This window comes from Pseudidiomarina fusca (genome assembly GCF_032227045.1).
Classification (GTDB): Bacteria; Pseudomonadota; Gammaproteobacteria; order Enterobacterales; family Alteromonadaceae; genus Pseudidiomarina; species Pseudidiomarina fusca.
Genome location: NZ_JANFPJ010000017.1, coordinates 1 through 23,625 on the forward strand (window position 1 = coordinate 1; position 23,625 = coordinate 23,625).

At 44.7% G+C, this 23,625-nt stretch carries 18 protein-coding genes; all 18 read left to right on the forward strand.

The features are described 5' to 3' along the window. On the forward strand, window positions 1–1,546 hold a 1,546-nt coding region (locus tag NOG12_RS09470), incomplete at its 5' end, for a YjbF family lipoprotein (RefSeq protein ID WP_313933094.1). Then, window positions 1,533–3,683 carry a YjbH domain-containing protein gene (locus tag NOG12_RS09475; protein ID WP_313933095.1) on the forward strand — a complete coding sequence of 717 codons (2,151 nt, stop codon included), beginning with the start codon at window positions 1,533–1,535 and terminating at the stop codon, window positions 3,681–3,683. The genes NOG12_RS09470 and NOG12_RS09475, both read left to right, overlap by 14 nt. A 127-nt stretch (window positions 3,684–3,810) precedes the next feature. Then, window positions 3,811–4,965 carry a polysaccharide export protein gene (locus NOG12_RS09480; protein ID WP_153826832.1) on the forward strand — a complete coding sequence of 385 codons (1,155 nt, stop codon included), beginning with the start codon at window positions 3,811–3,813 and terminating at the stop codon, window positions 4,963–4,965. 12 nt (window positions 4,966–4,977) lie between these two features. Further along, window positions 4,978–5,433, forward strand: coding sequence for a low molecular weight protein-tyrosine-phosphatase (locus NOG12_RS09485; RefSeq protein WP_153826831.1), 456 nt, complete (start codon window positions 4,978–4,980; stop codon window positions 5,431–5,433). 21 nt (window positions 5,434–5,454) lie between these two features. Next, complete coding sequence (locus NOG12_RS09490; protein WP_313933096.1) at window positions 5,455–7,641, forward strand: polysaccharide biosynthesis tyrosine autokinase; 2,187 nt, start codon at window positions 5,455–5,457, stop codon at window positions 7,639–7,641. After that, a complete protein-coding gene (locus NOG12_RS09495) occupies window positions 7,642–8,919 on the forward strand; it encodes a nucleotide sugar dehydrogenase (RefSeq protein WP_313933097.1) in 1,278 nt (425 codons plus the stop codon). It abuts the gene before it with no gap. A 30-nt stretch (window positions 8,920–8,949) separates the two neighbouring features. Continuing rightward, window positions 8,950–10,152: an O-antigen ligase family protein gene (locus NOG12_RS09500; RefSeq protein ID WP_313933098.1), complete on the forward strand. Its 1,203-nt coding sequence runs from the start codon at window positions 8,950–8,952 to the stop codon at window positions 10,150–10,152. Beyond that, window positions 10,149–11,333 (forward strand): glycosyltransferase, encoded by a 1,185-nt coding sequence (locus NOG12_RS09505; RefSeq protein WP_313933099.1) that lies wholly within the window; start codon window positions 10,149–10,151, stop codon window positions 11,331–11,333. Before NOG12_RS09500 ends, NOG12_RS09505 begins: the two co-directional genes overlap by 4 nt. Next, a complete protein-coding gene (locus NOG12_RS09510) occupies window positions 11,330–12,601 on the forward strand; it encodes a glycosyltransferase family 4 protein (protein ID WP_313933100.1) in 1,272 nt (423 codons plus the stop codon). Before NOG12_RS09505 ends, NOG12_RS09510 begins: the two co-directional genes overlap by 4 nt. Then, window positions 12,601–13,518, forward strand: coding sequence for a glycosyltransferase family protein (locus NOG12_RS09515; protein WP_313933101.1), 918 nt, complete (start codon window positions 12,601–12,603; stop codon window positions 13,516–13,518). The genes NOG12_RS09510 and NOG12_RS09515 overlap by 1 nt, the downstream gene beginning before the upstream one ends. A gap of 77 nt (window positions 13,519–13,595) precedes the next feature. After that, the gene (locus tag NOG12_RS09520; RefSeq protein WP_313933102.1) at window positions 13,596–14,693 is read left to right on the forward strand and encodes a glycosyltransferase; all 1,098 of its coding nucleotides are present in this window, start codon (window positions 13,596–13,598) and stop codon (window positions 14,691–14,693) included. Between the two features lie 13 nt (window positions 14,694–14,706). Next, the gene (locus NOG12_RS09525) at window positions 14,707–15,984 is read left to right on the forward strand and encodes a glycosyltransferase (RefSeq protein WP_313933103.1); all 1,278 of its coding nucleotides are present in this window, start codon (window positions 14,707–14,709) and stop codon (window positions 15,982–15,984) included. Window positions 15,985–16,020: 36 nt separating this feature from the next. After that, window positions 16,021–17,508 (forward strand): oligosaccharide flippase family protein, encoded by a 1,488-nt coding sequence (locus NOG12_RS09530; protein ID WP_313933104.1) that lies wholly within the window; start codon window positions 16,021–16,023, stop codon window positions 17,506–17,508. Window positions 17,509–17,512: 4 nt separating this feature from the next. Next, entirely contained in the window at window positions 17,513–18,499 is a 987-nt protein-coding gene (locus NOG12_RS09535) for an SDR family NAD(P)-dependent oxidoreductase (protein ID WP_313933105.1), read from the forward strand. 4 nt (window positions 18,500–18,503) lie between these two features. Beyond that, complete coding sequence (locus tag NOG12_RS09540; protein ID WP_313933106.1) at window positions 18,504–19,547, forward strand: polysaccharide biosynthesis protein; 1,044 nt, start codon at window positions 18,504–18,506, stop codon at window positions 19,545–19,547. Window positions 19,548–19,568: 21 nt separating this feature from the next. Beyond that, window positions 19,569–20,726 carry a UDP-2-acetamido-2,6-beta-L-arabino-hexul-4-ose reductase gene (gene wbjC, locus NOG12_RS09545; RefSeq protein ID WP_313933107.1) on the forward strand — a complete coding sequence of 386 codons (1,158 nt, stop codon included), beginning with the start codon at window positions 19,569–19,571 and terminating at the stop codon, window positions 20,724–20,726. Between the two features lie 22 nt (window positions 20,727–20,748). Next, window positions 20,749–21,903 carry a non-hydrolyzing UDP-N-acetylglucosamine 2-epimerase gene (wecB, locus tag NOG12_RS09550; RefSeq protein WP_313933108.1) on the forward strand — a complete coding sequence of 385 codons (1,155 nt, stop codon included), beginning with the start codon at window positions 20,749–20,751 and terminating at the stop codon, window positions 21,901–21,903. Between the two features lie 29 nt (window positions 21,904–21,932). Continuing rightward, window positions 21,933–23,625 (forward strand): acyltransferase family protein (locus NOG12_RS09555; RefSeq protein ID WP_313933109.1); only part of this gene is annotated, 1,693 nt, incomplete at its 3' end.

A 23,625-nucleotide genomic window follows, 5' to 3' on the forward strand; every position in this document is an offset into this window, starting at 1 on the left:
AGCTTTGCCGTACGCTGCCAATTACATGAAGCTTGGGGATTCTCCCCGCTCGTTGGTGGTGCTAGGCGAGGCCGATAACTTAGTGCAAGGGCACAGCCCCGATGCGGTGTATGCCCAGCGCCTGCAGTGGTTTACCACCAGCAACGAAATCATTGAAATCGTGCAAGGCCGGGTCCAAAGCCTTGAGAATTTAAGGCATGCTAAGGTGAAAGCCCTATGGCTTGCGCAGGAGCCAAGCTCCGGCATGCGAGCTAGCCATGCTAAGCAAATAAGTAAGCAAGCAAGTACCCAACTCAGCTACGATTTGCGCCAAACCTCGGCATTTCATACCGAGCATAAGCCACATTTTGTCACCGTGCGCCAAAGTTATCGCGTGGTGAAAAGTCAGCGTGAGCAATCTTTAGCAATGCCAAACGGCACCACCTTGAACGTGCTAGTCACCGAAGAGCAGCTATACCCAATAGCAGACCAAAACAAAAACTCAAGCACGCAGGCGATTGCCACCAACGAGTTCTACCGTGATCTAGCGAGTGGTCGTATCGTACAAAGCAAACAATGGCTAGGCCCGGAGCTAGGCTATTTTGAGATGACCGAAGTACAACCGTTTAATGGCGTCGGCGGTCCCACCCAAAACTGGGGTTACAGCGCCTTACCTGCGCAGTCAGGCTTTCAAGATCTCAAAACGCAAGACGGCAGCGACCCCACTCAATACCGTCAATTACGCATCAAAGTCACGCAGCAGACAACAACGCAGCAGCAAGAAGCCAGCACAACCAGCCAACTCTTCAACGGCCTGTTCTTCGGGACTATCCCAAATCAACCGAATCAACCAGGCCAAGCTAACCCGCGCAGCCTGCGCCTCAACGATGTGGTGACTGAGTTTCATCGGTTAGGGTTAGAGCAAGTGCCTTACGCACCCCTAACACGTTTACACAGCCCTAAGCTAGACCAATGGTTTTCTGGTCGTAAAGCTGGTATGTTGGTTCGCTTACGTATGTTAGAACAAACTTACAAAGCCGATGGCGAAACGGAACTTGCTGCGCAAGCCGCTGAGCTAACCCAAGCATTTCAGAGCTGGCCGTTACGTGCTACCTACATTCACGGCTGGTCTCTAGGTGATGCCCGTATTAACCAAGCAACAAACAAAGCGCTGAACTTAGCCGATGCCGCTGTCAGTAACAGCGTGATTCCAAGTTACGAGCTAAGTTTGAACGCCGCCCCGCAAACTAGCAGCCTGCAGGTTGGTTTGGCCACCCAGTTAAGCGATCATGAACAGGTGTATGTGACCGATGCTCATGGCCAAATCAGTTTGGTGCCGCTACAAAGCTACAACAGCACAGCGGAGCAACGGGCATTGGCCCACCAGCCAGGCGCATTGGTGTTACGTAGTATCGCCGATAAAGATTTACCGAAAGGCTTCAGAGACGTGAATTATCAACTGGCCATGTTCTTACAACATTGGGATTGGGCGGCCGCCAGTGCTACAGCTAGCACCAAAACCACCACGCAGCCTGACACAACAGAATTAGCTCATGCCAAGCACTAAGCCCGCTAAGCCAGCCAAGCTCGCACTTGCCATCACTTTGGCGTTAGCCTCGTTAGTTACTGCTACCCAAGCACAAGCAGATATCATCGACGGCCCGTTAGCGCAAAGTGACTTTGGTGGCGTAGGCTTACTACAAACGCCAACCGCGCGGATGAACCCGTATGGTGAGCTAAGCATTAACTACAGCGATGCCGATGAATATCGCCGTACCGCCGTCAGCTTGCAGCTGTTCCCTTGGCTAACTGCGACCGCTCGTTACACTGATATCAGATATCAACTGTACAGCGGCGATTCCAATTTTAGTGGCGACCAAACCCTCAAAGACAAAGGCTTTGACGCCAAAGTCTTGCTATCGCAAGAAGGCAAGTACCTGCCGCAACTAGCGCTAGGCTTGCAAGACGTGGGCGGTACTGGGATCTTCGCTGGTGAATACCTAGTTGCCAACAAGCGCTTTAGCACCAGTGAGCTCGGCAGCTTTGATGTTAGCCTAGGCATGGGTTGGGGCTACTTAGGTCGGCGCGATAATATCAGTAACCCGTTTTGTGAGATAGCTGACCGCATGTGTGAGCGCCCCAGAGGAACGAGCGGTTCTGGCGGTAAATTTGAAGTCGATAAATGGTTCCGAGGCCCTGCTGCACTTTTTGGTGGTGTGCAGTACTACACGCCTATCGATGGCCTAAGCCTGATGGCGGAGTACGATCCAAACGACTATCAACTGGATAACGCTGGGCGTGATATTGACGTTGATTCCCCTTGGAACCTTGGCGCCCATTATGCTTACAACGACACTGTCAGCTTTAAGCTAGGGTACGAGCGCGGCAATACAGTCACCTTTGGCGTGACCTTTAACTACAACTTTAACAAAGCTTATCAGCATAAAGTAGAGCCAGCCAAGCGCATCGCAAAGAGCGATAACACCACTCCTGCGAGTATCAATGAGGTGGATTATCAGAAGCTTGCCAACGATCTACTTACCGAGTCAGGCTGGAAACTAGCTGAAGGCACAGGTGCTCACGATAACGAAAGCGCTAACGTCAACGCCAACGCAAACACCACAAACAAAACCAACAGCATCGAACTCATCGCCACGCAAACACGTTTTCGTAATACCGATGAAGCCGTCGACCGTGCCGCACGTATCCTAGCCGATAGCATGCCGGAGAGCCTGACTGAGTATCGCATCACAGAATACGATGGCAACCTTGGCAAGGCTACTCATGTAATTAATGCCGAGGCATACAAAGCAGCTTATCGTGGCGAGCGCATGTTAGCTGATACAGATAACGCCATCAGAACCACCAGTGCCACGCCAACACAGCAGCAGGTGAGCTTTAAGCAAGATAAATTTAGTTGGTCGATAGAGCCGGACCTAGACCAAAGCTTCGGTGGCGCTGAGTCTTTTTACCTGTACCAACTTAGCTTAAAAGCCAGTGCTAACTATCAGTTTAATGATGCCCTGCTATTTAGCGGTAAAATGGGCATTAACTTAGCCAATAGCTACGATAAGTTTAATTACTTACTTGATAGCCAAGGCGCGACTTTACCGCGCGTACGTACTCGTATCCGTGAATACGCCATCAACCAAGAAGTGTGGCTAGAGCATTTAAGCGCCCGCTACACCGAGCAATTAGGCCGTAACCTCTATGGACAAGTCTACGGCGGCTACCTAGAGCGGATGTTTGGTGGGGTAGGGGCTGAAGTATTAAAGCAAGCACCGAATAGCAACTGGGCCTTTGGCTTTGACGTTAACTACGTGAAGCAGCGCGACCCTTATAAAGATCTTGGCTTTGATGATTACGACGTACTCACCGGCCATGTCTCGGTGTATTGGGATACGCCCTATATACCTAATACCACTTTGATTGCCAGGACCGGACGCTTCTTAGCCAAAGACGAAGGCGTGCACTTAGAGCTACAACACGAATTTGATAGTGGCGTCATAGCCGGTGCCTTTGCCGCCTTTACTAACGTTAGTGACGAAGAGTATGGCGAAGGCAGTTTTACCAAAGGGTTTTACTTAAGTATCCCCTTCGATTTATTCTTTGTGCGTAACACCAAAGCGCGCGGCAGCCTAGGCTGGCTTCCGATACTGCGCGACGGTGGCCAAATGTTGCGCCGCCCCCATTTATACAGGTAGTGAGAGTAAGATAAATGGTTGTCCTTAGCGTCCTAGCCGGAGTTAGTGACTGCATTAGAACACGGGTTTTCGTGCATCAAAGCACACGTACTAATATTTAGAACTAAAAACTCATGGTGGGTACACAATGATAATAAACAAATCAACTCTTACGCTTACGGCAGGTTTAGCTCTTGCCCTCACAGGCTGTACCATGGTACCTGGTTCTCATATTCCAACGGATGTGCCTAACGGACTTTATGAAAATGCGAACACTGAGTATGTGAGTGAGGCCTTTGAGGAAGCTGATTTAGATAAACTTGTTCGGCGGTATGCTATCACCCCAATGTTAATAGCTGAGATGAATGCCACGAAACCAGCAGTGGAAGTTAATACTTCATTGACTGCTGAACTAGAAAATTATGACTACAGGATCGGAAAGGGTGATGTACTTAGTATAACTGTTTGGAATCATCCAGAACTTACTATTCCAGCTGGCTCAAACCGAAGTGCAGAAGAAGCCGGAAACTGGGTTCATAATGATGGAACTATTTTTTACCCTTACATTGGTCGTGTTGAAGTAGCCGGCAAGACTATTCCAGAAATTCGAAAGATTATCTCGGCTCGATTAGCAAAATATATTGAAAATCCTCAAGTAGATGTCACTATTGCTGCGTTTCGTTCGCAACGAGTTTATGTCACCGGTGAAGTGAGTAATCCTGGAACTCTGCCCATCACCAATGTACCTTTAACCCTGCTTGAGGCTATTAACAGAGTTGGTGGCTTAAGTGCCAGCGCTGATTGGGCAGGGGTAACCGTAACTCGAGATGGTCGAGATATGGTGTTCAGCTTGCGTGATCTCTATCGCTATGGCGATACCTCTCAGAATCTAGTACTGCGTACGGATGATGTGTTGCACGTTGAGCGGAATGAAAACAGTAAAGTCTTTGTTCTTGGTGAAGTGGTTCGCCCACAAAGCTTTGTGATGGGGCGTCGTGGCATGACACTCGCTGAAGCTCTCACTGAAGCAGGTGGTTTTGATGAACAAAGCGCTAATGCTTCAGGTATCTTTGTACTCCGACAAGCAGATGCCGATAGCGGTTTGATTGCCGATGTGTACCAACTTAACGCAAAAAACGCAGTTGCTTTAATCATGGCAGAACAGTTTACACTCCAAGAACGTGATATTGTCTATGTCACAGCGGCTCCTGTCGCACGCTGGAACCGTGTGTTGAGTCAACTGTTACCTACAGTTAGTGGCTTGTACTCGGTTGGTCGAGCTAATAGTGAGTTAACTCGCTAATAGGTAAGGTAAATGTTTGATAAAATTCTAGTCGTATGTGTAGGAAATATTTGCCGTAGCCCCACTGCAGAGCATATGCTACGAGCTAGGTTACCACACAAACACGTTCGTTCAGCTGGCTTAGCTACTGAAAAAAGTGGCTTAGCTGGCAACGGAATAGATGCGCAAGCTAAATCAATAGCTGCCCAGCACGGCCTGATGATTGAAGACCATGTGGCAACACAGATTTCAAATGATTTGGTTAAATGGGCAGACTTAGTGTTAGTCATGGAACAAGGGCACAGAGAGCAGCTAGCGCGCATGTATCCAGAAGCACGAGGTAAAACTCTACTGCTAGGTAACTGGCTGGGTGCCAAACATGAAGCAAAAGACATTCCCGATCCTTACCGTAAAAGCGATGAGGCCTTTATATTTGTCTACGAGTTACTGGAAGCAGCTGTAGATAGTTGGGTAAATAAACTTAATTAATAAGATGTTCTAGGGCAAATAATGACAACGACGAAAACCAGCTCGCAACCGATCAACAAAGTAACAGATGACGCCATTGATATTGGGCGTTTTATTGGGATCATCATTGATAATAAGAAGCTACTAATTGCTGCTATTGTTATTTCCACACTCGTTGGTTATTTGGTTGCGACTTTATCTACTCCAATTTATCGTGCCGATGCATTAATTCAGGTTGAGAAAAAGCAATCATCTATCCCTGGCTTAGATATGGCTGCGATGTTTCGGGGAACCAATGAAACCGAGGCGGAAGCTTTTATTTTAAGATCGAGAATGGTTGCAGGCCCAGTAGTTGAAAGATTAGGTTTGAATATTAACGTTCAACCTCAATACATGCCTTTTATTGGTGAATGGCTAGCGCGTCGCAGTGGTAAACCAGATAGCATCGTGTTTGAAACGTTTAATCCGCCATCACCAGGAACCTACGATTTAGTCGTGACCGGCGCGAATAGCTTTGAGATTTATCAATTTGATGAGTTATTAGTGTCTGGTAAAACAAACCAATTGCTCGAACAAAATGGCTTCAAAGTGTATGTCACTAGCTTAGAAGCCAATAATACCGAAGAATTTAAAGTAGTGAAAACGCGAGCAGCTGCTGCGATTAATCGCCTAGCAAATAGTTTACGAGTCATTGAAATGGGTACTCGGACAGGCATTCTTGAAGTGTCACTACAGAATCCAGATCGGCAGAGCGCGGAACGTACGTTGAACGCAGTGATAGAAGAGTATCAATTACAGAATATTCGTCGAAGCGCAGCCGAAGCACAAAACAGCTTGAAATTTTTGCAAGAGCAAATGCCAGAAGTTAAGGCTACTTTAGACAGTGCTGAAGCGGCTCTTAATAGCTACCGTATAAGTGCCGAATCGATAGATCTTCAAACGGAAACCCAAAGTTTGCTTGAACGCATTGTCGAGCTAGATAAAGTGGTGAATGAGCTAGAAGCTCAGGAGAGTGAAATTTCGCGGTTATTCACTAAAGAACATCCTAGTTACCAAGCCTTACTTGAACAGAAAACTCGTGTCTTAGAAGAACGAGAAAGCTTATCTGAGCGCGTGCAAGGTCTGCCAGAAACACAGCAGAAGATTTTACGGCTGATGCGAGATGTAGAAGTATCTCAGCAAATCTATTTACAACTGCTTAATCGCATGCAGGAACTTAATATCGCCAAAGCCAGTACTGTTGGAAACGTACGTATACTCGATGCGGCACAAGCAACCTTTGGTCCAGTAGCACCGCAAAAATCTATTATTATTGCTGTCGCATTCTTACTTGGTGCATTCGGTAGTATTACTTGGGTGTTGGTGCGGGCGCTTCTTAATAAAGGGATAGAGCGACCTGAGCAGTTAGAAGAAGAAGGGTTAAATGTGTATGCATCCGTCCCTCTCTCCGATGCACAAAGAAGTTTTAATCTAAAGCTTGAACGATTTGCACGTAGTAAAGATCGTCAGACACTACATATGCCTTTGCTGGCCAAGGAAGACCCTACCGACTTGGCTATTGAAGCGTTACGAGGTCTACGAACCAGCCTGCATTTTGCGATGTTAGAGGCAAAGAATAATATCTTGATGATCACGGGGCCAAGCCCCGCGGTAGGTAAAACCTTCGTGACAGCCAACCTTGCTGCAGTACTAGCGCAAAGTGGTAAAAAAGTACTAGTTATCGACGCCGACATTCGTCGTGGTTATATGCATAGCATTTTTAATACAAGTAATGATTACGGTTTGTCTGACTTCCTCGCAGATAAGGGTAAGCAAATAGGCGAATTTAAGAACGTCATTAAACAATTACACGTAGATAATTTGTTCTTTTTACCGCGAGGCGAGGCAGCTCCGAACCCTTCTGAATTATTAATGCATGATCGGATGCAAGCGTTGCTTGAGCTTTGCCAACATGAATATGATTATGTGATTGTAGATACGCCACCGGTCTTGGCTGTAACTGATGCTGCTATTGTAGGGCAATACGTAGGAACCACCTTACTAGTGGCTCGTTTTGGTGAAACACCAGTAAAAGAAGTAACCACAACCGTACAGCGGTTAGCGCAGAACGGGGTGGATGTAAAAGGCATTATCCTAAATAGCGTTGAACGTAAGGCAAGCGCCTATTACGGTTATGGGTATAGCTACGGCTACCAATATGGATATAGTTATAAGTCGGAGAAGTCTTAGATGCAGTTGTCTAATGTAAAGTTGGCGATTATTGGCCTTGGCTATGTGGGTTTACCGCTAGCGGTTGAGTTTGCGAAGAAATACCCAACTCTTGGTTTTGATATAAATCAGGCTAGGATTAACGAACTCAAGCAAGGCTATGATCGTACCCAAGAAGTGGATGCCGTAGAACTTGCCGAGGCGACACAAATAACCTTTAGCGCAAACTTTGATGATTTAGCCGAGGCCAATGTCTACATTGTCACGGTGCCAACGCCAATTAATAAGCACAAGCAGCCCGACTTAACCCCGCTGTATAAAGCCAGTGAAACTATTGGTAAGTACTTAAAGAAAGGCGATATCGTTATTTATGAATCGACAGTTTACCCTGGTGCAACCGAAGAAGATTGCGTGCCCGTACTCGAGCGCGTGTCGGGGTTAACGTTCAATCAGGATTTTTATGCCGGCTATAGCCCTGAGCGCATCAACCCAGGCGATAAAGAACACCGAGTAACAACTATTTTAAAAGTAACATCGGGTTCAACACCAGCGGTTGCTGACTTTGTGGATAGTTTGTATGCCTCCATCATTACCGCAGGCACTCATAAAGCGAGCAGCATCCGCGTTGCAGAAGCGGCAAAAGTGATTGAGAATACCCAGCGTGACGTGAATATCGCGCTGATCAATGAATTAGCCATGCTGTTTAATCAGATGGGCATCAACACCCATGAAGTATTAGCGGCAGCGGCGACTAAATGGAACTTCTTACCCTTCAAGCCAGGCCTTGTAGGTGGCCATTGTATCGGCGTGGATCCCTATTATTTAACCCATAAGGCGCAATCCATTGGGTTTCATCCAGAGATGATTCTTGCGGGCCGTCGCATAAACGACAATATGAGCAAGTACGTTGCGGCCGATATTGTGAAGAGAATGCTGTTAGCCGAAAAGTCGGTAAGAAACGGGCGTATATTAATGCTTGGCGTGACCTTTAAAGAAAACTGCCCAGATATTCGCAATACAAAAGTGATTGATTTAGTTGACGAGCTCCAATCTTACGGTGCAATAGTCGATATTTACGACCCTTGGGCAGATAACGAAGAAGCACAGCATGAGCTAGGTGTGCAACTGCTTCCAAGCCTGCCAGATAGCGCCGATTACGATGCTGCAGTTGTAGCAGTAGCTCATCGTGAATTTGTTCACGCCGCTCGGCTTGGTTTTAACCGTTTAGTCGGCGAAGATGGTATCGTGTACGACCTGAAGAATATTGTGCCAACTGACAACGCAGTTAATAGGCTATAGCCCTACCTAATGCGAGTTACTATCAGCTCTTTGCAGAATATTGCTATTGCCTATGTTGCATTGTGGGTTACATCGCCGGCTATGGCCTACGGAACTCTCTTCAGAGCTTTGGCTTTACTGGCTGTAGCAGGTTGGTTTTTTTTAGAGTTATTACGCCCCAATAACCTGTTATTAAGGCCTTCTGTACCCGCACTGATTGCGACAGTATATATTGTTTACATCGCTGTTATTGATTACTTGCAGTACGGTGGGGCGGGCCTGATTCAGAACTTTCAGTTATTTATTGCCTTTTATTTTTTATATGTCATAGAAAGTCGGCGAAATAACGTAGAATCACTACGCCCTGTGTTTTGGTGGGTGTTGCTCACCTTACCCATCACCTACATAAAAACCATTTATACGCTCTGGTTTGTTAATGGCCATGCCATGCGACTTGCCGTTCGCTCCGGTGATACAGCAATGCAAATTGCACAAGAAGGAGTGGGTGGTTACGGGTTAGCTTACAGCACAGTCATCATGGTGCCTGCATTAGTGATGTTATTTAAGTACAGTAATCAGATGACCATAAAATGGTGGCAAAAGCTATTGATAGCTGCGAACCTTGTGCTGGCCGTTACTTTGGTTCTTAGTTCAGGCTTTACCATTGCCGTGTTAACACTGATTGCAACGCTGGGAACGTTGGTGATTCTTGCAAAGGTAACTCTTGCTAGAGCGCTTTTAGCTACTTTCTTGGCAGCACTTCTGCTGATTGGCTATAAACCCGTATTACAGACAAGTCTAACAGCCATTCAGCCATTGACCCAAGGGACTAATTACTTTATTAAGATTCGAGATGTACTTGAAACTCTAGAACAGGGTGAAGCGCAAGGTACAGCAAGCGATCGAATTGTACGATGGGAAAGAAGCGCGAAAATCTTCTTAGAACACCCTATTTTAGGGGTTTGGAGTAACCGTGATATTGGCAAGCATTCTGAAATTTTGGACACTTTTGCTCGATTGGGCATCTTCTTTGGTGTTATCTTTGTTTATTTGATGATCTATATCCCGATTCGGTATTTAGGAATATCAATGAGAACAAACGGTTTAGTTTTAGCTTCTTTAGTGTGTATGGCTGCGGTGACCTTTATGAATAATTTCGTGGCCTCCCAAGGAATGGCTCTATTTCTTTTCCTACCAGTATCTATAGCGCTTCTCACTTATAATACGATGCCTAGAATAAAAAATATTGAATGAAGAAAAAGATTCTTATATGCGGTGGCTTCCAGTTACCAGATAGAAATGCCTCAGCGGTTCGCGCCCTTGGCAACGCCAGACTCCTGCAACAGCTGGGTTACAAAGTTTATGTTCTGGGTAAATTGCCAAACCCAGAACTATCTAGCTTCACCTGGCAATCGGGTGGCTTAGAGCCGATTGAATGCATTAACATCGCCAAACCTACTCTCGACTATAGAGGCCCTTCATACGTGGCATCAGAAGCGCCAATACGCGCTTTTGTTGAGTCTATTGGTCGAGAGTCTGTGAAGGCGATTATGACCTACAATTATCCCGCCCGTGGTACGCATAAGGTCAACCAGTTGTGTCGAGAGTTAGGTGCTGCATCGATTCTTGATTGTACCGAGTGGTATGGTTGGGAAGGCAAGAATATATTCCGAAACCTATCTAGGTTGGTGGGCGTACAAATAAAAATGCGTTTTTTAACCAAGCAAGCGGGTAACGTTATCGTTGCATCGTATTTTCTTGAGCGCTTTTTGCTCGGCCAACACGTGTTGAAATTGCCCTTTGTTGTCGACCCTGCGGAGCAGCGCTGGCAGCTTGCGGCTATTCCGCAAAATAAATATACGACCTTCACATACTCCGGCAGCCCGGGTCTAGGAATGCATAAAGATCGGCTACCCAGTATGCTAAAGGCCTTTGGTGAGTTGTATACGAAAGGGCACACATTTAAACTCAATATTGTGGGGCTAACCCAGCAGCAATACTTAGCTGAAGTGCCAAATCAGCAAAACCTTATTGAGCACCTTTCAACGGCTGTAGAGTTTCATGGGCGTGTACTTCATACTGAATCGATCGCATTATTAAAAGCGAGTGACTTTGCGGTGTTTTTCCGTAAGCCCAACCGTGTTGCCAATGTCGGTTTCTCGACCAAGTTTGTAGAAGCTGCTTCGTTAGGTATTCCTGTTATTAGCAATGCGACCAGTGATATTCCAGATTATTTAGATGATGGGGTAAACGGTTTTCTGGCACCTGAATTTACTGACCAAGCTATGTATCAAGCCTTAGAGAAAGCCATGATACTTACTCCGAATGAGCGCAAGGAAATGCACGAGCGCTGTCGTAAGCTACAACCTTTTTGTTACGAAAAATGGCGCGATGTTACTCAACAATTTATGGATAATTTAGTGGTTCGAGCATGAGTAAGCCGATTAAAATATTATGGACAGCCAATATCCCTTTGCCAGCGGTGGCCCCTGAGCTTGGGTTACCACAAAGCCCCTTTGGCGGGTGGCTGACACTAATGACGCGCGAGTTAGCAAAAAACTCGCGGTTTAAAATTGCGGTAGCCATGCGGTGCCCAATAGCAAAATTGCAGGTTATAGAAAAGGGTAATATAACTTACTACGCGATGCCGCAAAGCAAGAGAGATCAATACGATGTCGAGCAACAAACGTGTGATACCGTATTGAATGAATTTAACCCCGATATTTTGCATTGCGAAGGCGCCGAAATGCGTTATACACGGCGCTTTTTAGAAACATGGCAAGGCGCGCGTTTGTTATCCATGCAGGGCGTCATTAATGGCTACAAAAACTATGAATTAGGGCGTTTGCCTTTAGCTGCCATGTTAAGCCCGCTTCGGCCTAATGTTGCGTTAACGGCGCTAGCATTAATGGTTAATAAGTTCTGGCGTTTTAATAGCCGTCTTAACCATGAAGTTGCGGCTATGCAAACAGCAACTCACCTCATGGGTCGAACCGATTGGGATAAAGCACAGGCATATGCCATAAACCCTCAAGCAAGCTACCACGCCTGTAGCCGCATTTTGCGCGATACTTTTTACAACACCCGCTGGCAACTTGACAATACCCAACGCTATACCTTGTTTGTGGGTAATGCAGGTTCACCCAGAAAAGGGGTGCATGTTCTGTTGCATGCCGTGGCTCAGTTAAAACAGCATTACCCAAATATTGTCGTGCGTATAGCAGGTGAGAATCCGCAAACCAAAGGCAGCAAGCTGAAGCGAATGGTTGGTTATGGTGCCTATTTAAACGCATTAATTAAGCAACTTCATTTAAGCGAGCATGTCGAGTTTTTAGGTGTGCTTCAAGAAGCAGAAATGGCTCAGCAATTAGCCACATCTCATGCGTATGTTATGAGCTCGATCATTGAAAATAGCCCGAATACCTTGGGTGAAGCCATGATAATGGGCGTGCCTTGTGTAACGGCGTTTGCAGGAGGTACCCCATCCATGGCAAGCGATGAGCACGAGGCCTTGTTTTATCGAGCTGATGACTCAGCGATGCTGGCACTAAAAATTAAGCGTATTTTCGATTCCGATGAGTTGGCGCTACACCTGTCAAAATATGCACGTGAGCGCGCATTAGTTACCCACAATCTGGAGCGTAATGTGAACTCGCTCGTCGATACTTATTTGGCTATCGCGAAAGAACAAGGAACGGTTTGATGAGCTTTGCACCCATTTTAGTCTTTGCTTATAACCGCGGCGAGCACCTTCGGCAAACCTTAACTGAACTTGCGAAATGCCCTGAGGCGAGTGGTTCTAAGCTATTCATTTTCTGTGATGGCCCAAAGGATAAAAACAACACAAAATTAGTTGAAAAAGTAGCACATGTACGGAACGTTGCGCGTGATAGCACATGGCGTGAAAAATTTGTAGCAGTCTCGGTGGTCGAATCCCCCCATAACAAAGGCCTAGCTAATTCCATTATTAACGGCGTAACGGAAATACTTATTGAGCATAATAGCGTTATTGTTCTAGAGGATGATCTGTTGGTCTCACCAGATTTTTTAACGTTCATGAATGAAAGTTTGACGTTTTATGCCGATGTGAATGAGGTAGGTTCAATTTCTGCGTTTTCTTCGCTTGAGCGATTGCCTGAAGATTACCACCTTGATGTGTATAAAATACAACGAAACTGCAGTACAGGTTGGGCGACTTGGAAAGATCGTTGGGAAACCATTCGCTGGGACGATAGCCCTTTAATACGTGTTTGGAATGACAGAAAACTTCGTAGAAAATTAAACCAGAACGGTAGCGACCGAACTTCACGGATAAAGCGGCAGCTTGACGGGAAAATAGATTCTTGGTCTATTCGATTTGGAGTGTGGCAGCTATTAACCGACCGTTATACGATTTATGCGTCTGACAACCGCGTATTTAACATTGGGCTTGATGGTAGCGGTGTTCATTCTGGCCAGAATGACACTATAAATATGAGCTACTTAAAATCGCCGAAACCTTTTTCCCTCGTTACTCCCCCTTTAAATCGCCATATAGCAAAATGCGTGGCGGACAAGTACTCCGGGAAAACGCTAAACAAAATTGCTCGTTACATTAAGACTGAATGGCTACGGTCATAATGCCTTCCCGAAAGCCAAGTATTCTCTTTCATTATCCAGTCTTCAACGTCGGCGGTGCTGAAAAATCGTCGTTACGCATGATGCAAGCATTTATTGCTGAGGGGTGGGATGTCACGCTCGTTTTAACCGTCCCAGGCGGAAATATGGAGCATTTGATTCCGCAGGCTGTGAAGGTGAAGTATCTCCGTAATCAGCAGGCCGGGCATGCTTTTTTTTCAGCGCGAGGAATGCTTGCAAAGTTGACAAACCTCTCAGATTTAACGTTTTACATACAACAAAGGTGGACGCAGTTTACGCGACAGCGACGTTACCGTACGAAAACCTATGATGTAGCAGTTGCTCTTCTAACCGGAATGTCAACGGCATTTATTCGCAACCATATTCGAGCTACAAAGAAAGTTTTATGGATTCGAAATGACCTCAAAGGTATCGATAAAAATGGGGTGATTGCCGCGAATATCGCGAAAGTCGCTCACCAAATCGACTTGTTCATCTGTGTTTCACAAACCGCTAAGAACTCACTTGTCGAAGCAGTACCTGCAATAAACGACAAAGCGCATGTGGTATATAACTTATTGTTTCCAGACGAGATGAAAGCCTTAGCTGACGTTTGCAATGCACCACCCCGCATGGCGCAGGTAGCCGACTCTGTAAAAATATTGACTGTATGTCGTCTTAGCGATACGTCTAAAGCCATCTATCGTATGGCACGAGTGTGTCAGTATTTGAAGAACAAAGGGCTCAATTTTACTTGGTTTGTTATTGGGGATGGTCCCGATAGAGAAGAATTACAGAGATTGATACAAACGCTTGATATTTCCTCACATCTTATTTTGTTAGGGCGTTTAGAAAACCCTTTTCCTGCCTACAAAGCAGCCGATATTGTCGCCGTCGTATCGTATTATGAAGGTTTGTGCGGCATCGTAAATGAAGCGAAAATACTGGGGAAAGCGGTGGTCGCAGCAGAGGTATCGGGTATTCATGAGCAATTAATTCATGAACAAACGGGATTGATCTGTGAGAACGAAGAAGGTGCAATAGGCGCAGCCATTGAACGACTTTTAATCGACTCAAAGCTGAGGAACGCCCTAGCGGAAAGTGATTACTCACAAGTCATTGTTGATGATGCTGCAAAGATGCAGCGTCTTTTCAATTTATTTGATGTCAGCAAATAGGTTGGAACACGACATGAATCATCCCAAACCTATTGCAAATGACTGGATAGCTTATGTAGGGCCGATTGATTTTCCTGAAGGTGGCGCGGCAACACGACGCGTCTTAGGTATGTCGCAAAGTCTGCGTGATGCAGGGTATAGAGTTACGGTCGTTTCAGGTTACCTTTCGGCGAATCGAGCAGAAGGCGAGTCTGTTGCAGTAGAGCCAGGTATTGAATCGGTTCAGGTGAATGAACGATCGGCTGAGCATTTACCAAAATGGCTACGGTTTGCTCGGTATTTTACGATGGGACGACGATCGCGAAGTTGGTTTGAGCAACAGTCCGAGTGGCCAAAAGCAATCATTATCTATAGTGGATATAGCCCGTACTTACTTTCGTTTACTCGCTGGGCTAAAAAGCGCGGCATTAAGATAATTTTTGATGCTGTCGAATGGTATGCTGCGGAGTCTTGGTTAGGCTTTATTACATCGCCATATCTGATGAATACCGAGTTCGCCATGCGGTATTTAATTCCGAAAACAGACGGGGTTATCTGTATTAGTCGTGCACTACAAGACTATTACGATGGCAAGAAAGTACCGACCGTTCGTGTGCCGCCTACTTTGAGCATTTTACCCAAGTCAACAACTGAAACACTGGGCCCTTTTGATTCAGACAATGTGGCCTTAGTGAAAGGTGATGGTCCAATCCGACTCGTCTATGCAGGCACACCCGGTAAAAAAGATAGGCTCGATAAAATAGCAACGGCAGTTAAGCAACTTAATTCTCAGCAGATTTCTGATGGATTAGATAAAAGACAACCTGCGCTTGAGTTGCATGTTGTTGGTATGAATGAAGTCGAGTTCATTAATTACATGGGGCAGTCGCCAGAGTCGGGCGTTTGGGATCAACAAACATTGACCACTGCTGGCTTGGTGTGCCATGGGCAGATACCTCATGCCGATGTAACTAAGTTATTAGAACAAGCGCACTACACAATCTTTATTCGAGAAATAAACCGTGTCAGCACCTTTGGATTCCCAACCAAATACGTCGAAAGTGTTGCCTTTGGTTGCCCTGTCATTACAAATATAACCTCCGATCTCGGGCAATTTCATCATGCAAAAACTAGCATTGTGATACCGAGCACTGAGGTTGCAGATATTGAAGGAAGCCTAATGCACGCTATGTCGTTAAGTGAAAGCCAATATTACGCGCAAAGAGAGCAAGCATACCTTCTTGCAAGTAAATACTTTGATGTGGCGCATTATGCCAAACCACTCAAACAGTTTATTCAACGCCTGTCGTAACCTCAAATTCATAAAAGTTTGGTAGCCTAAAAACATATGTCACAAAAAGCTAAAGGTGCAGTACTTGGTTATGTTGCGATTGTTGTGGGTATTGTTACCGCCCTTGTTTTTACTCCTTTTCTTGTTAACAAACTAGGTACTGACAACTACGGTATACTCAGTTTGGCGATGGCTTTTGTTGCATACATTAGTATTCTCGATTTAGGCATGAACGACAGCCTCATGCGCTTTTTTGTAAAACATCGAGGCAACAAACAAGATAAGGAACTTTTTTTAGCTCGCATGCTATTTACCTACGCGCTTGTAGGTATGTTTATTATTGGGGTGGTGTGGTTACTTACTGAATCCTTTGTCGGTATATTTGCACAAGGTTTATCAGCGGATAACATTCTTGTACTCGAGCAAATGTTTAAGATTGTTGGTGTTGGTGCAGCCATTATGATCGCGAGCAACCCATTTTCGTCGCTTATCTATGCAGAAGAGCGATTTGTTTTTCTCCGTACACTCGAAATAGTTACGTCGCTACTTTCAATTGTTGTCATTTGGCTGTTATTAATTAGTGACTATGGGCTAGTTGAAATCGCTTGGAGCATGTGTGCGTTTAAAGTCGTGACGGCACTGTTTAGGCTTGGTTATGTAGCTCTGGTACTAGAATATCGGGTGAAGATTCATTTACCTGAATGGCCTGAACTAAAACGTATACTCTTATACGGGGCTCCCATTTTTGTCGTCGCTATGTTCGAGCAGTTATTTCATCGAATTGATCATGTATTAATTGGTTCTATGGTAGGTGCGGCTGCTGTTTCGATCTATGCCATTGGTGTGATGTTTAACAAATACATTATGTCGCTAACCATAGTAATCACACGCGTTTTAACTCCTGATATTATCCGGCGTATTGACAGCGGTATCTCGGCCGACAAAATTTTGCAACTCATGGTGCGTATTTCTCGCATTCAGGCATTGTTCATTTATTTGGTGATTGGCGGCGTTGTCGTATTTGGACAACAGTTTTTAACGCTTTGGCTAAATGATGATTTTGCACAATCCTACTACGTGTTGCTGCTCGTGCTCTTGCCTTTCTCGCTCGAGTTGATTGGTAATTCACGGAATATTGTTTTGCAGGTAAAGGAAATTTATTGGTACCGCTCAATGACCATAGTCATTATGGCTATCGTTAACATTGTTATTACACTCGTACTTTTACCTCATTATGGTGTTGTTGGCGCAGCTATTGGTACCGGATTCGCGTTGCTGGTTGGATATATCATCTTAGGTAGCGTGTTGCAGCTCAAGGTTGGGGTAAGTTTTGCTCGGTACTTGGCAGGTGTTTACGGTGCAACATTGCCGGTAAATATGGTGCTTGTCGGTTTCGCGCTGTGGGTTGTTGATAAATTCACATTGACTTGGCTTAGCTTCGCCACTGCAGTCATTATTTATACGATTATTTATGTATTCATGACCTACAGTATGCTGCTAAATAGTGAAGAACGGCAGCTAATCAAACGTTTTATTCGCAAATAGTGCTTTGCGAGATGATGATTTAAATGAAGAAAGGGATAACAAAGTGAAAGCGTTAGTAACTGGTGGTGCCGGCTTTATCGGCTCAAATATTGTAAAAACCCTACTTGAGCAAGGCGCCGAAGTAACGGTTTTAGACGACCTTAGTTCAGGTCATGAACAAAATATTGCGGAACTCGTTCAAGCAAAGGATATACGCTTCGTTCAGGGGGATATCCGAGATGAGGCCGCGGTGCGAGCCGCTATGAAAGGTGCCGACACTGTTTTTCATTTAGCTGCATCAGTAGGAAACAAACGTTCAATTGATCATCCAGAAATAGATAGTGATATTAATGTAAATGGCACCTTACGCGTGCTAGAAGCAGCTCGAGATCTTGGCGTGGAGAAAGTGGTATCTTCATCTTCAGCGGGTATCTATGGCGAACTAAAAACCATACCTATTGATGAAGGTCACCCCATTGAGCCTTTAACGCCGTACGGTGTGTCGAAGCTTTATACGGAAAAGCAAACATTAGCGTTTGCGAATACCTATGGCTTTGAGGCAATTTGCCTTCGTTACTTTAATGTGTACGGGCCGAACCAACGTTTTGATGCATATGGAAATGTTATCCCCATTTTTGTATTTAGAGCGTTACAAGAGCAGCCTATTATTATTTTTGGCGACGGCAAACAAACCCGCGACTTTGTACATGTTGCTGATGTGGTTCAGGCAAATATAGCGGCTGCAAGAAATCGTGGCGTCTCAGGTGCATTCAATATAGCCAGCGGCACACAAATTGAGATTCTAGACTTAGCCCAGCGAATTAATCAGTACTTACCCAAGCCAGTAAATATAGAGTTTGGGCCTACACGAATGGGTGATGTTTTACACAGCTTAGCAAATATTAGTGCTGCCCAGTCATCATTTGGTTATAACCCAAGCAAAACGATAGATGCGGGTTTACCTGAATATGTTGAATGGGCACAAAAAGAATTCAAAAATTCGAAAGGATAGGAAAATGACGTCTGTTTTTGCAGGAAAAACACTTTTAATTACTGGTGGTACGGGTTCATTTGGTAATGCTGTTTTAAAACGCTTTTTAAAAAGCGAACTTGCTGAAATCCGTATTTTCAGCCGTGACGAGAAAAAGCAAGATGATATGCGTAAGGCGTATAATCACCCCAAACTAAAGTTTTATATTGGTGATGTACGTGATTATCAAAGTGTTTTGAATGCTACACGCGGTGTCGATTTTATCTATCATGCTGCGGCTTTGAAACAAGTGCCCTCATGTGAGTTTCACCCGATGGAAGCGGTGAAAACAAACGTGTTAGGCACAGAAAACGTGCTTGAAGCCGCTATTCAAAACGAAGTGAAGCGCGTGGTTTGTTTAAGTACCGACAAGGCTGTGTACCCCATTAATGCAATGGGTATTTCTAAAGCTATGATGGAAAAAGTCATGGTGGCTAAGTCGCGTAACGTGGATGCCAATAAAACCGTGATTTGCGGTACCCGCTACGGTAACGTGATGGCATCGCGAGGATCGGTTATACCATTGTTTGTAGACCAAATTCGTGCTGGTAAACCCATTACTATCACAGACCCTAGCATGACCCGATTTATGATGACGCTTGATGATGCAGTCGATTTAGTTTTGTATGCATTTGAGCATGGCCAAAATGGCGATATCTTTGTGCAAAAAGCACCGGCTGCAACCATTGAAGTGTTAGCAAAAGCCATTTTAGAGCTCATTAACAAGCAAGAGCACCCTATGCAAATCATGGGGACCCGCCATGGTGAGAAGCTCTACGAAGCCTTATTATCGCGTGAAGAGATGGTCTGTGCTGAAGATATGGGTGACTACTATCGCGTGCCGCCAGATTTACGCGATCTGAACTATGCAAAATTCGTTGAAGAAGGCGACAGCAAAATTGCCGAAGTAGAAGATTATAATTCGCATAACACTGATCGTTTAGATGTAGCAGGGATGAAACAACTCTTGCTTAAACTCGACTTTATGCGTGCTTTTGCAGCAGGCGAATACATTCATCCTGAAGGTTAATTAGGTTACAAGGACCCAACCATGAAGTTATTGGTAACCGGTGCTAGCGGCTTTGTTGGTAAAAACTTTGTCGTGCATTTGAGTGAGATGCCAGATATTGAGGTGGTGACCTTCACGCGTGATAATCACGTGAGCGAGCTGCCGGAGTTAGTTAGTAATGTTGATGGTATTATTCACCTAGCTGGAATTAACCGACCGCAGCATAACGATGAATTTATCCAAGGGAATACTGATTTAACCCAAGCATTAGCAAATGCTGTATTTAATGTGGTGCAATCGCAGCAACGCTTCATACCTATTGTTTATAGTTCGTCTATTCAAGCAGAACGTGATAATCCTTACGGGCAAAGCAAGAAAGCTGCAGAAGACATTCTATTAAAACTTTCGGATACCACTGAAAATCCGGTTTATATCTATCGGTTAGCAAACGTTTTTGGTAAATGGTGTAAGCCTAACTATAACTCCATGGTAGCGACTTTTTGCCATAACATCATTCGTGACATCCCTATTGATATACATAACGAAGGTGCTGAAGTACAGCTTGTTTATGTTGATGATGTTGTCAGTATGATGTTTGCTCGACTTAACGAAGTACTCATAGCTTTGCAAGCAAATGAAATGACACCAACCTCAGGCTTTGCGCTAGCAGGCCCTGTATACACCAAAACCGTCGGACAAATTGCAAAGCAACTGAACTATTTCAAAGAAAGCCGTCAGACGTTAATTTCTGAGCGCGTTGGGACAGGCTTTATTCGCAAGCTTTATTCAACGTATGTGAGTTATCTACCCATTGATAAGTTCACCTATACGGTGCCTAAATACGGTGACGAGCGAGGCGTGTTTGTTGAAATGTTAAAAACGCCCGATGCCGGCCAATTTTCATATTTCACCGCACACCCAGGTATTACCCGAGGTGGACATTACCACCACACCAAAACAGAAAAGTTTTTGGTGATAAAAGGAAAAGCCTGCTTCAAATTCAAACATATGGTGACCGGTGAGTTCTATGAGTTATTCACAGATGGCGAAACACCAGAAATAGTAGAAACAGTACCAGGCTGGAGCCACGACATTACCAACGTGGGTAGCGATGAAATGGTCGTTATGCTGTGGGCGAACGAAATCTTTGATCGTGAAAACCCAGATACCTTTGCTTGCCCTGTCGTAAAACCAGAATAAACGTTTAAATAAGAGTCGCATCATGAAAAAGTTAAAAGTAATGACTATCCTAGGCACTCGCCCAGAAATCATCCGTTTATCGCGGGTTATGGCAGCGCTAGACCAAGTGGTTGATCACAAAATTGTTCATACAGGGCAAAACTACGATTACGAACTCAATGACGTTTTTTTTGAAGAACTCGGCGTTCGCCAACCCGACCATTTTTTAAATGTAGATACCTCAAGTTTAGGACGTAGCCTTGGCGAGATTTTAATTAAAACCGAGCAAGTTATTTTAGAAGAGAAGCCTGATGCCGTTCTGGTACTTGGGGATACCAACAGTGCCACCGCGACCATCATGGCCAAACGAATGAAAGTACCCACGTACCATATGGAAGCAGGTAACCGCAGCTTTGATGCTAACGTGCCCGAAGAAATCAACCGTAAGCTAGTTGACCATTTAGCCGACTTTAATTTGGTGTATACCGAGCATGCACGCAGGCACTTAATTAGCGAAGGCCTATCGCACCGATTCATTTATTTAACGGGTTCACCCATGCGTGAAGTGCTTGAGCATTCGCTTGACTCCATTCAACAATCTAATGTGCTCGAGCAGTTAGAACTTGAAGCCGGCAAATTCTTTATTGTCAGCGTTCACCGCGAAGAAAACGTCGACAGCAAAGCTAACTTGGCAAAAGTTGTTGAAGCACTCAACGCACTTTACGACGAGTATGGTTACCCTGTTGTTGTATCAACGCATCCACGTACTCGTAACCGCCTAGAAAAATTAGGCTTAGATAAAGTTACAGGCGATATTCGTTTTCTAAAACCTTTTGGCTTTTTTGATTACAACAAACTACAAATGGAAGCTTTTTGTGCAATCTCAGATAGCGGTACCATTAGTGAAGAATCCTCTATTCTCGATTTTCCAGCGGTTACCCTGCGTCGCTCAATAGAGCGCCCGGAAGCACTCGACACCGCAGCTATCGCGCTTACAGGGTTAGACAAAGATACCCTGATTGAAGGCGTGCGCATTGCAACAGCAAGTCGAGAAGTATTCTCAGGTACCGAGCGTGAAATTCCTGAAGAGTACAAGATCAGAAATACTTCAGAGCGCGTGGTGAGGTTAATTACAGGTACCGCCAAGTTGACCCCGCATTGGAAAAATATGGACTCGTTTAGCCGGTATGATTGGTAGCTGAACAACAGAAATGGAGCTCTAGATAAATGTCATCTATGAAATACCGCCCGGACATTGACGGACTGAGGACTTTAGCCGTCATTCCAGTGCTATTATTCCATGCAGGCGTATCTTGGTTTAATGGCGGATACATTGGTGTTGATATATTTTTTGTTATCTCAGGTTTTCTTATTACCTCGATAATACTCTCGGAAATAAACAAAGGGTCATTTTCGTTAGTCGATTTTTATCAACGAAGAATTAGACGTATCATACCTGCTCTGCTTCTTGTTATTACTGTAACAATCCCATTTAGTCTCTACTTTCTATCGTCGGCCGATTTCGATAAATACTTAGTGAGTATTGTGGCGTCTATCTTTTTTGTTTCTAACTTTACTTTTTGGCGCGATAGTGGATATTTTGACAGCGGAGCGGACGAGAAACCGCTTCTTCACACCTGGAGTCTTGGCGTAGAGGAGCAGTATTATTTAGTTTTTCCTCTATTGATGTTGTTACTATGGCGAGAAAAAACGCGATTTATCGTAGTAGGAATTATATTAATTGGAATTTTAAGCAGCTTTTTCCTCTCCTTATGGGCCGGTGGTATTAGTCCAGATGCAGCTTTTTACTTGAGCCCTTTTCGAGTCTGGGAGATATTAGTTGGAGCACTAGCTGCCATTATTATCAACAAAATTGGCAAGCCCAGTTCTGATAGTCTCTCTTTTTTAGGGTTGCTATTATTAATTCTGAGCTTTTGGATTATTTCACCTGCGACCCCATGGCCTTCTTGGTACACAATATTACCCTGTTTAGGGGTTGTTTTAATTCTTGTTTTCACCCGAGAAAGTTCATTGGTCTATCGTTTATTGAGTTTGAAGCCAATGGTTTTTATAGGGATTCTGAGTTATAGCCTTTATTTATGGCACCAACCTATTTTAGCTTTCATAAGAGCGGACTCGTTAAAACATCCAAGCCAAACCGCTCTTTTACTTGGTTTAGCTGCGAGTTTTCTGTTTGCGTGGCTATCTTATCGCTTTTTTGAAAAACCACTAAGGTATGGTTTCTCTCAATCGAAGACCAGCAAGGGACTGTTCGTAATACTTCTCTTATGGGCGTTTTTATTATCAGGTGTTTCATTACTTTACCTGCAGAAAAGCCATTCTGAACAATCTGTACAGATTAACGATTTCAGTCCAAACAAAGGCTTATCAGCTAGGTGTGATGATCCAAAAAATTGGAATGGTGATTGTGCTCGAGGCGACGGTGATTTTGTAAACATAGTTTGGGGTGATAGCTACGCCATGCATTTAATTGATGGAATTATAGCGAGCAACCCCGACGTAAATCTGTTGCAAATGACTAAAAGTTCTTGTGCTCCAACTCTCGAACTTTCCATTCAGAGAAACTCTGAACGTCAGTATGATTTTGAGGCGTGTTTGAAGCATAATCAGAACGTTATGGAATTTATTCGTGAGAATCAAAGCATTGTAAGGCATGTTGTCTTAGCGAGCCCATTCTTGTATTTATCAAACCATAATTTTCTGGTTGATTATATAGGAATAGAACAACATGGCTCGACAGATATTCTGATGGCAGCTCTGTCTTCAACAGTCGAAGAGTTGATTGCTTTAGGTGTAGCTGTAACAATAGTCTCCCCCCCCCCACGAGCTGAGTTTAATGTTGGTCGCTGCTTAGACAAGGCGTCACGATTGGGCCGCGATATTACTTCGTGCTCATTTC

Coding starts and splice junctions, on each gene's coding strand:
- NOG12_RS09515 (WP_313933101.1), top strand. CDS start 12,601: ATGAGCTTTGCACCCATTTTAGTCTTTGCTTATAACCGCGGCGAGCAC.
- NOG12_RS09530 (WP_313933104.1), top strand. CDS start 16,021: ATGTCACAAAAAGCTAAAGGTGCAGTACTTGGTTATGTTGCGATTGTT.
- NOG12_RS09540 (WP_313933106.1), top strand. CDS start 18,504: ATGACGTCTGTTTTTGCAGGAAAAACACTTTTAATTACTGGTGGTACG.
- NOG12_RS09480 (WP_153826832.1), top strand. CDS start 3,811: ATGATAATAAACAAATCAACTCTTACGCTTACGGCAGGTTTAGCTCTT.
- NOG12_RS09485 (WP_153826831.1), top strand. CDS start 4,978: ATGTTTGATAAAATTCTAGTCGTATGTGTAGGAAATATTTGCCGTAGC.
- NOG12_RS09505 (WP_313933099.1), top strand. CDS start 10,149: ATGAAGAAAAAGATTCTTATATGCGGTGGCTTCCAGTTACCAGATAGA.
- wecB (WP_313933108.1), top strand. CDS start 20,749: ATGAAAAAGTTAAAAGTAATGACTATCCTAGGCACTCGCCCAGAAATC.
- NOG12_RS09495 (WP_313933097.1), top strand. CDS start 7,642: ATGCAGTTGTCTAATGTAAAGTTGGCGATTATTGGCCTTGGCTATGTG.
- wbjC (WP_313933107.1), top strand. CDS start 19,569: ATGAAGTTATTGGTAACCGGTGCTAGCGGCTTTGTTGGTAAAAACTTT.
- NOG12_RS09490 (WP_313933096.1), top strand. CDS start 5,455: ATGACAACGACGAAAACCAGCTCGCAACCGATCAACAAAGTAACAGAT.
- NOG12_RS09510 (WP_313933100.1), top strand. CDS start 11,330: ATGAGTAAGCCGATTAAAATATTATGGACAGCCAATATCCCTTTGCCA.
- NOG12_RS09520 (WP_313933102.1), top strand. CDS start 13,596: ATGATGCAAGCATTTATTGCTGAGGGGTGGGATGTCACGCTCGTTTTA.
- NOG12_RS09525 (WP_313933103.1), top strand. CDS start 14,707: ATGAATCATCCCAAACCTATTGCAAATGACTGGATAGCTTATGTAGGG.
- NOG12_RS09475 (WP_313933095.1), top strand. CDS start 1,533: ATGCCAAGCACTAAGCCCGCTAAGCCAGCCAAGCTCGCACTTGCCATC.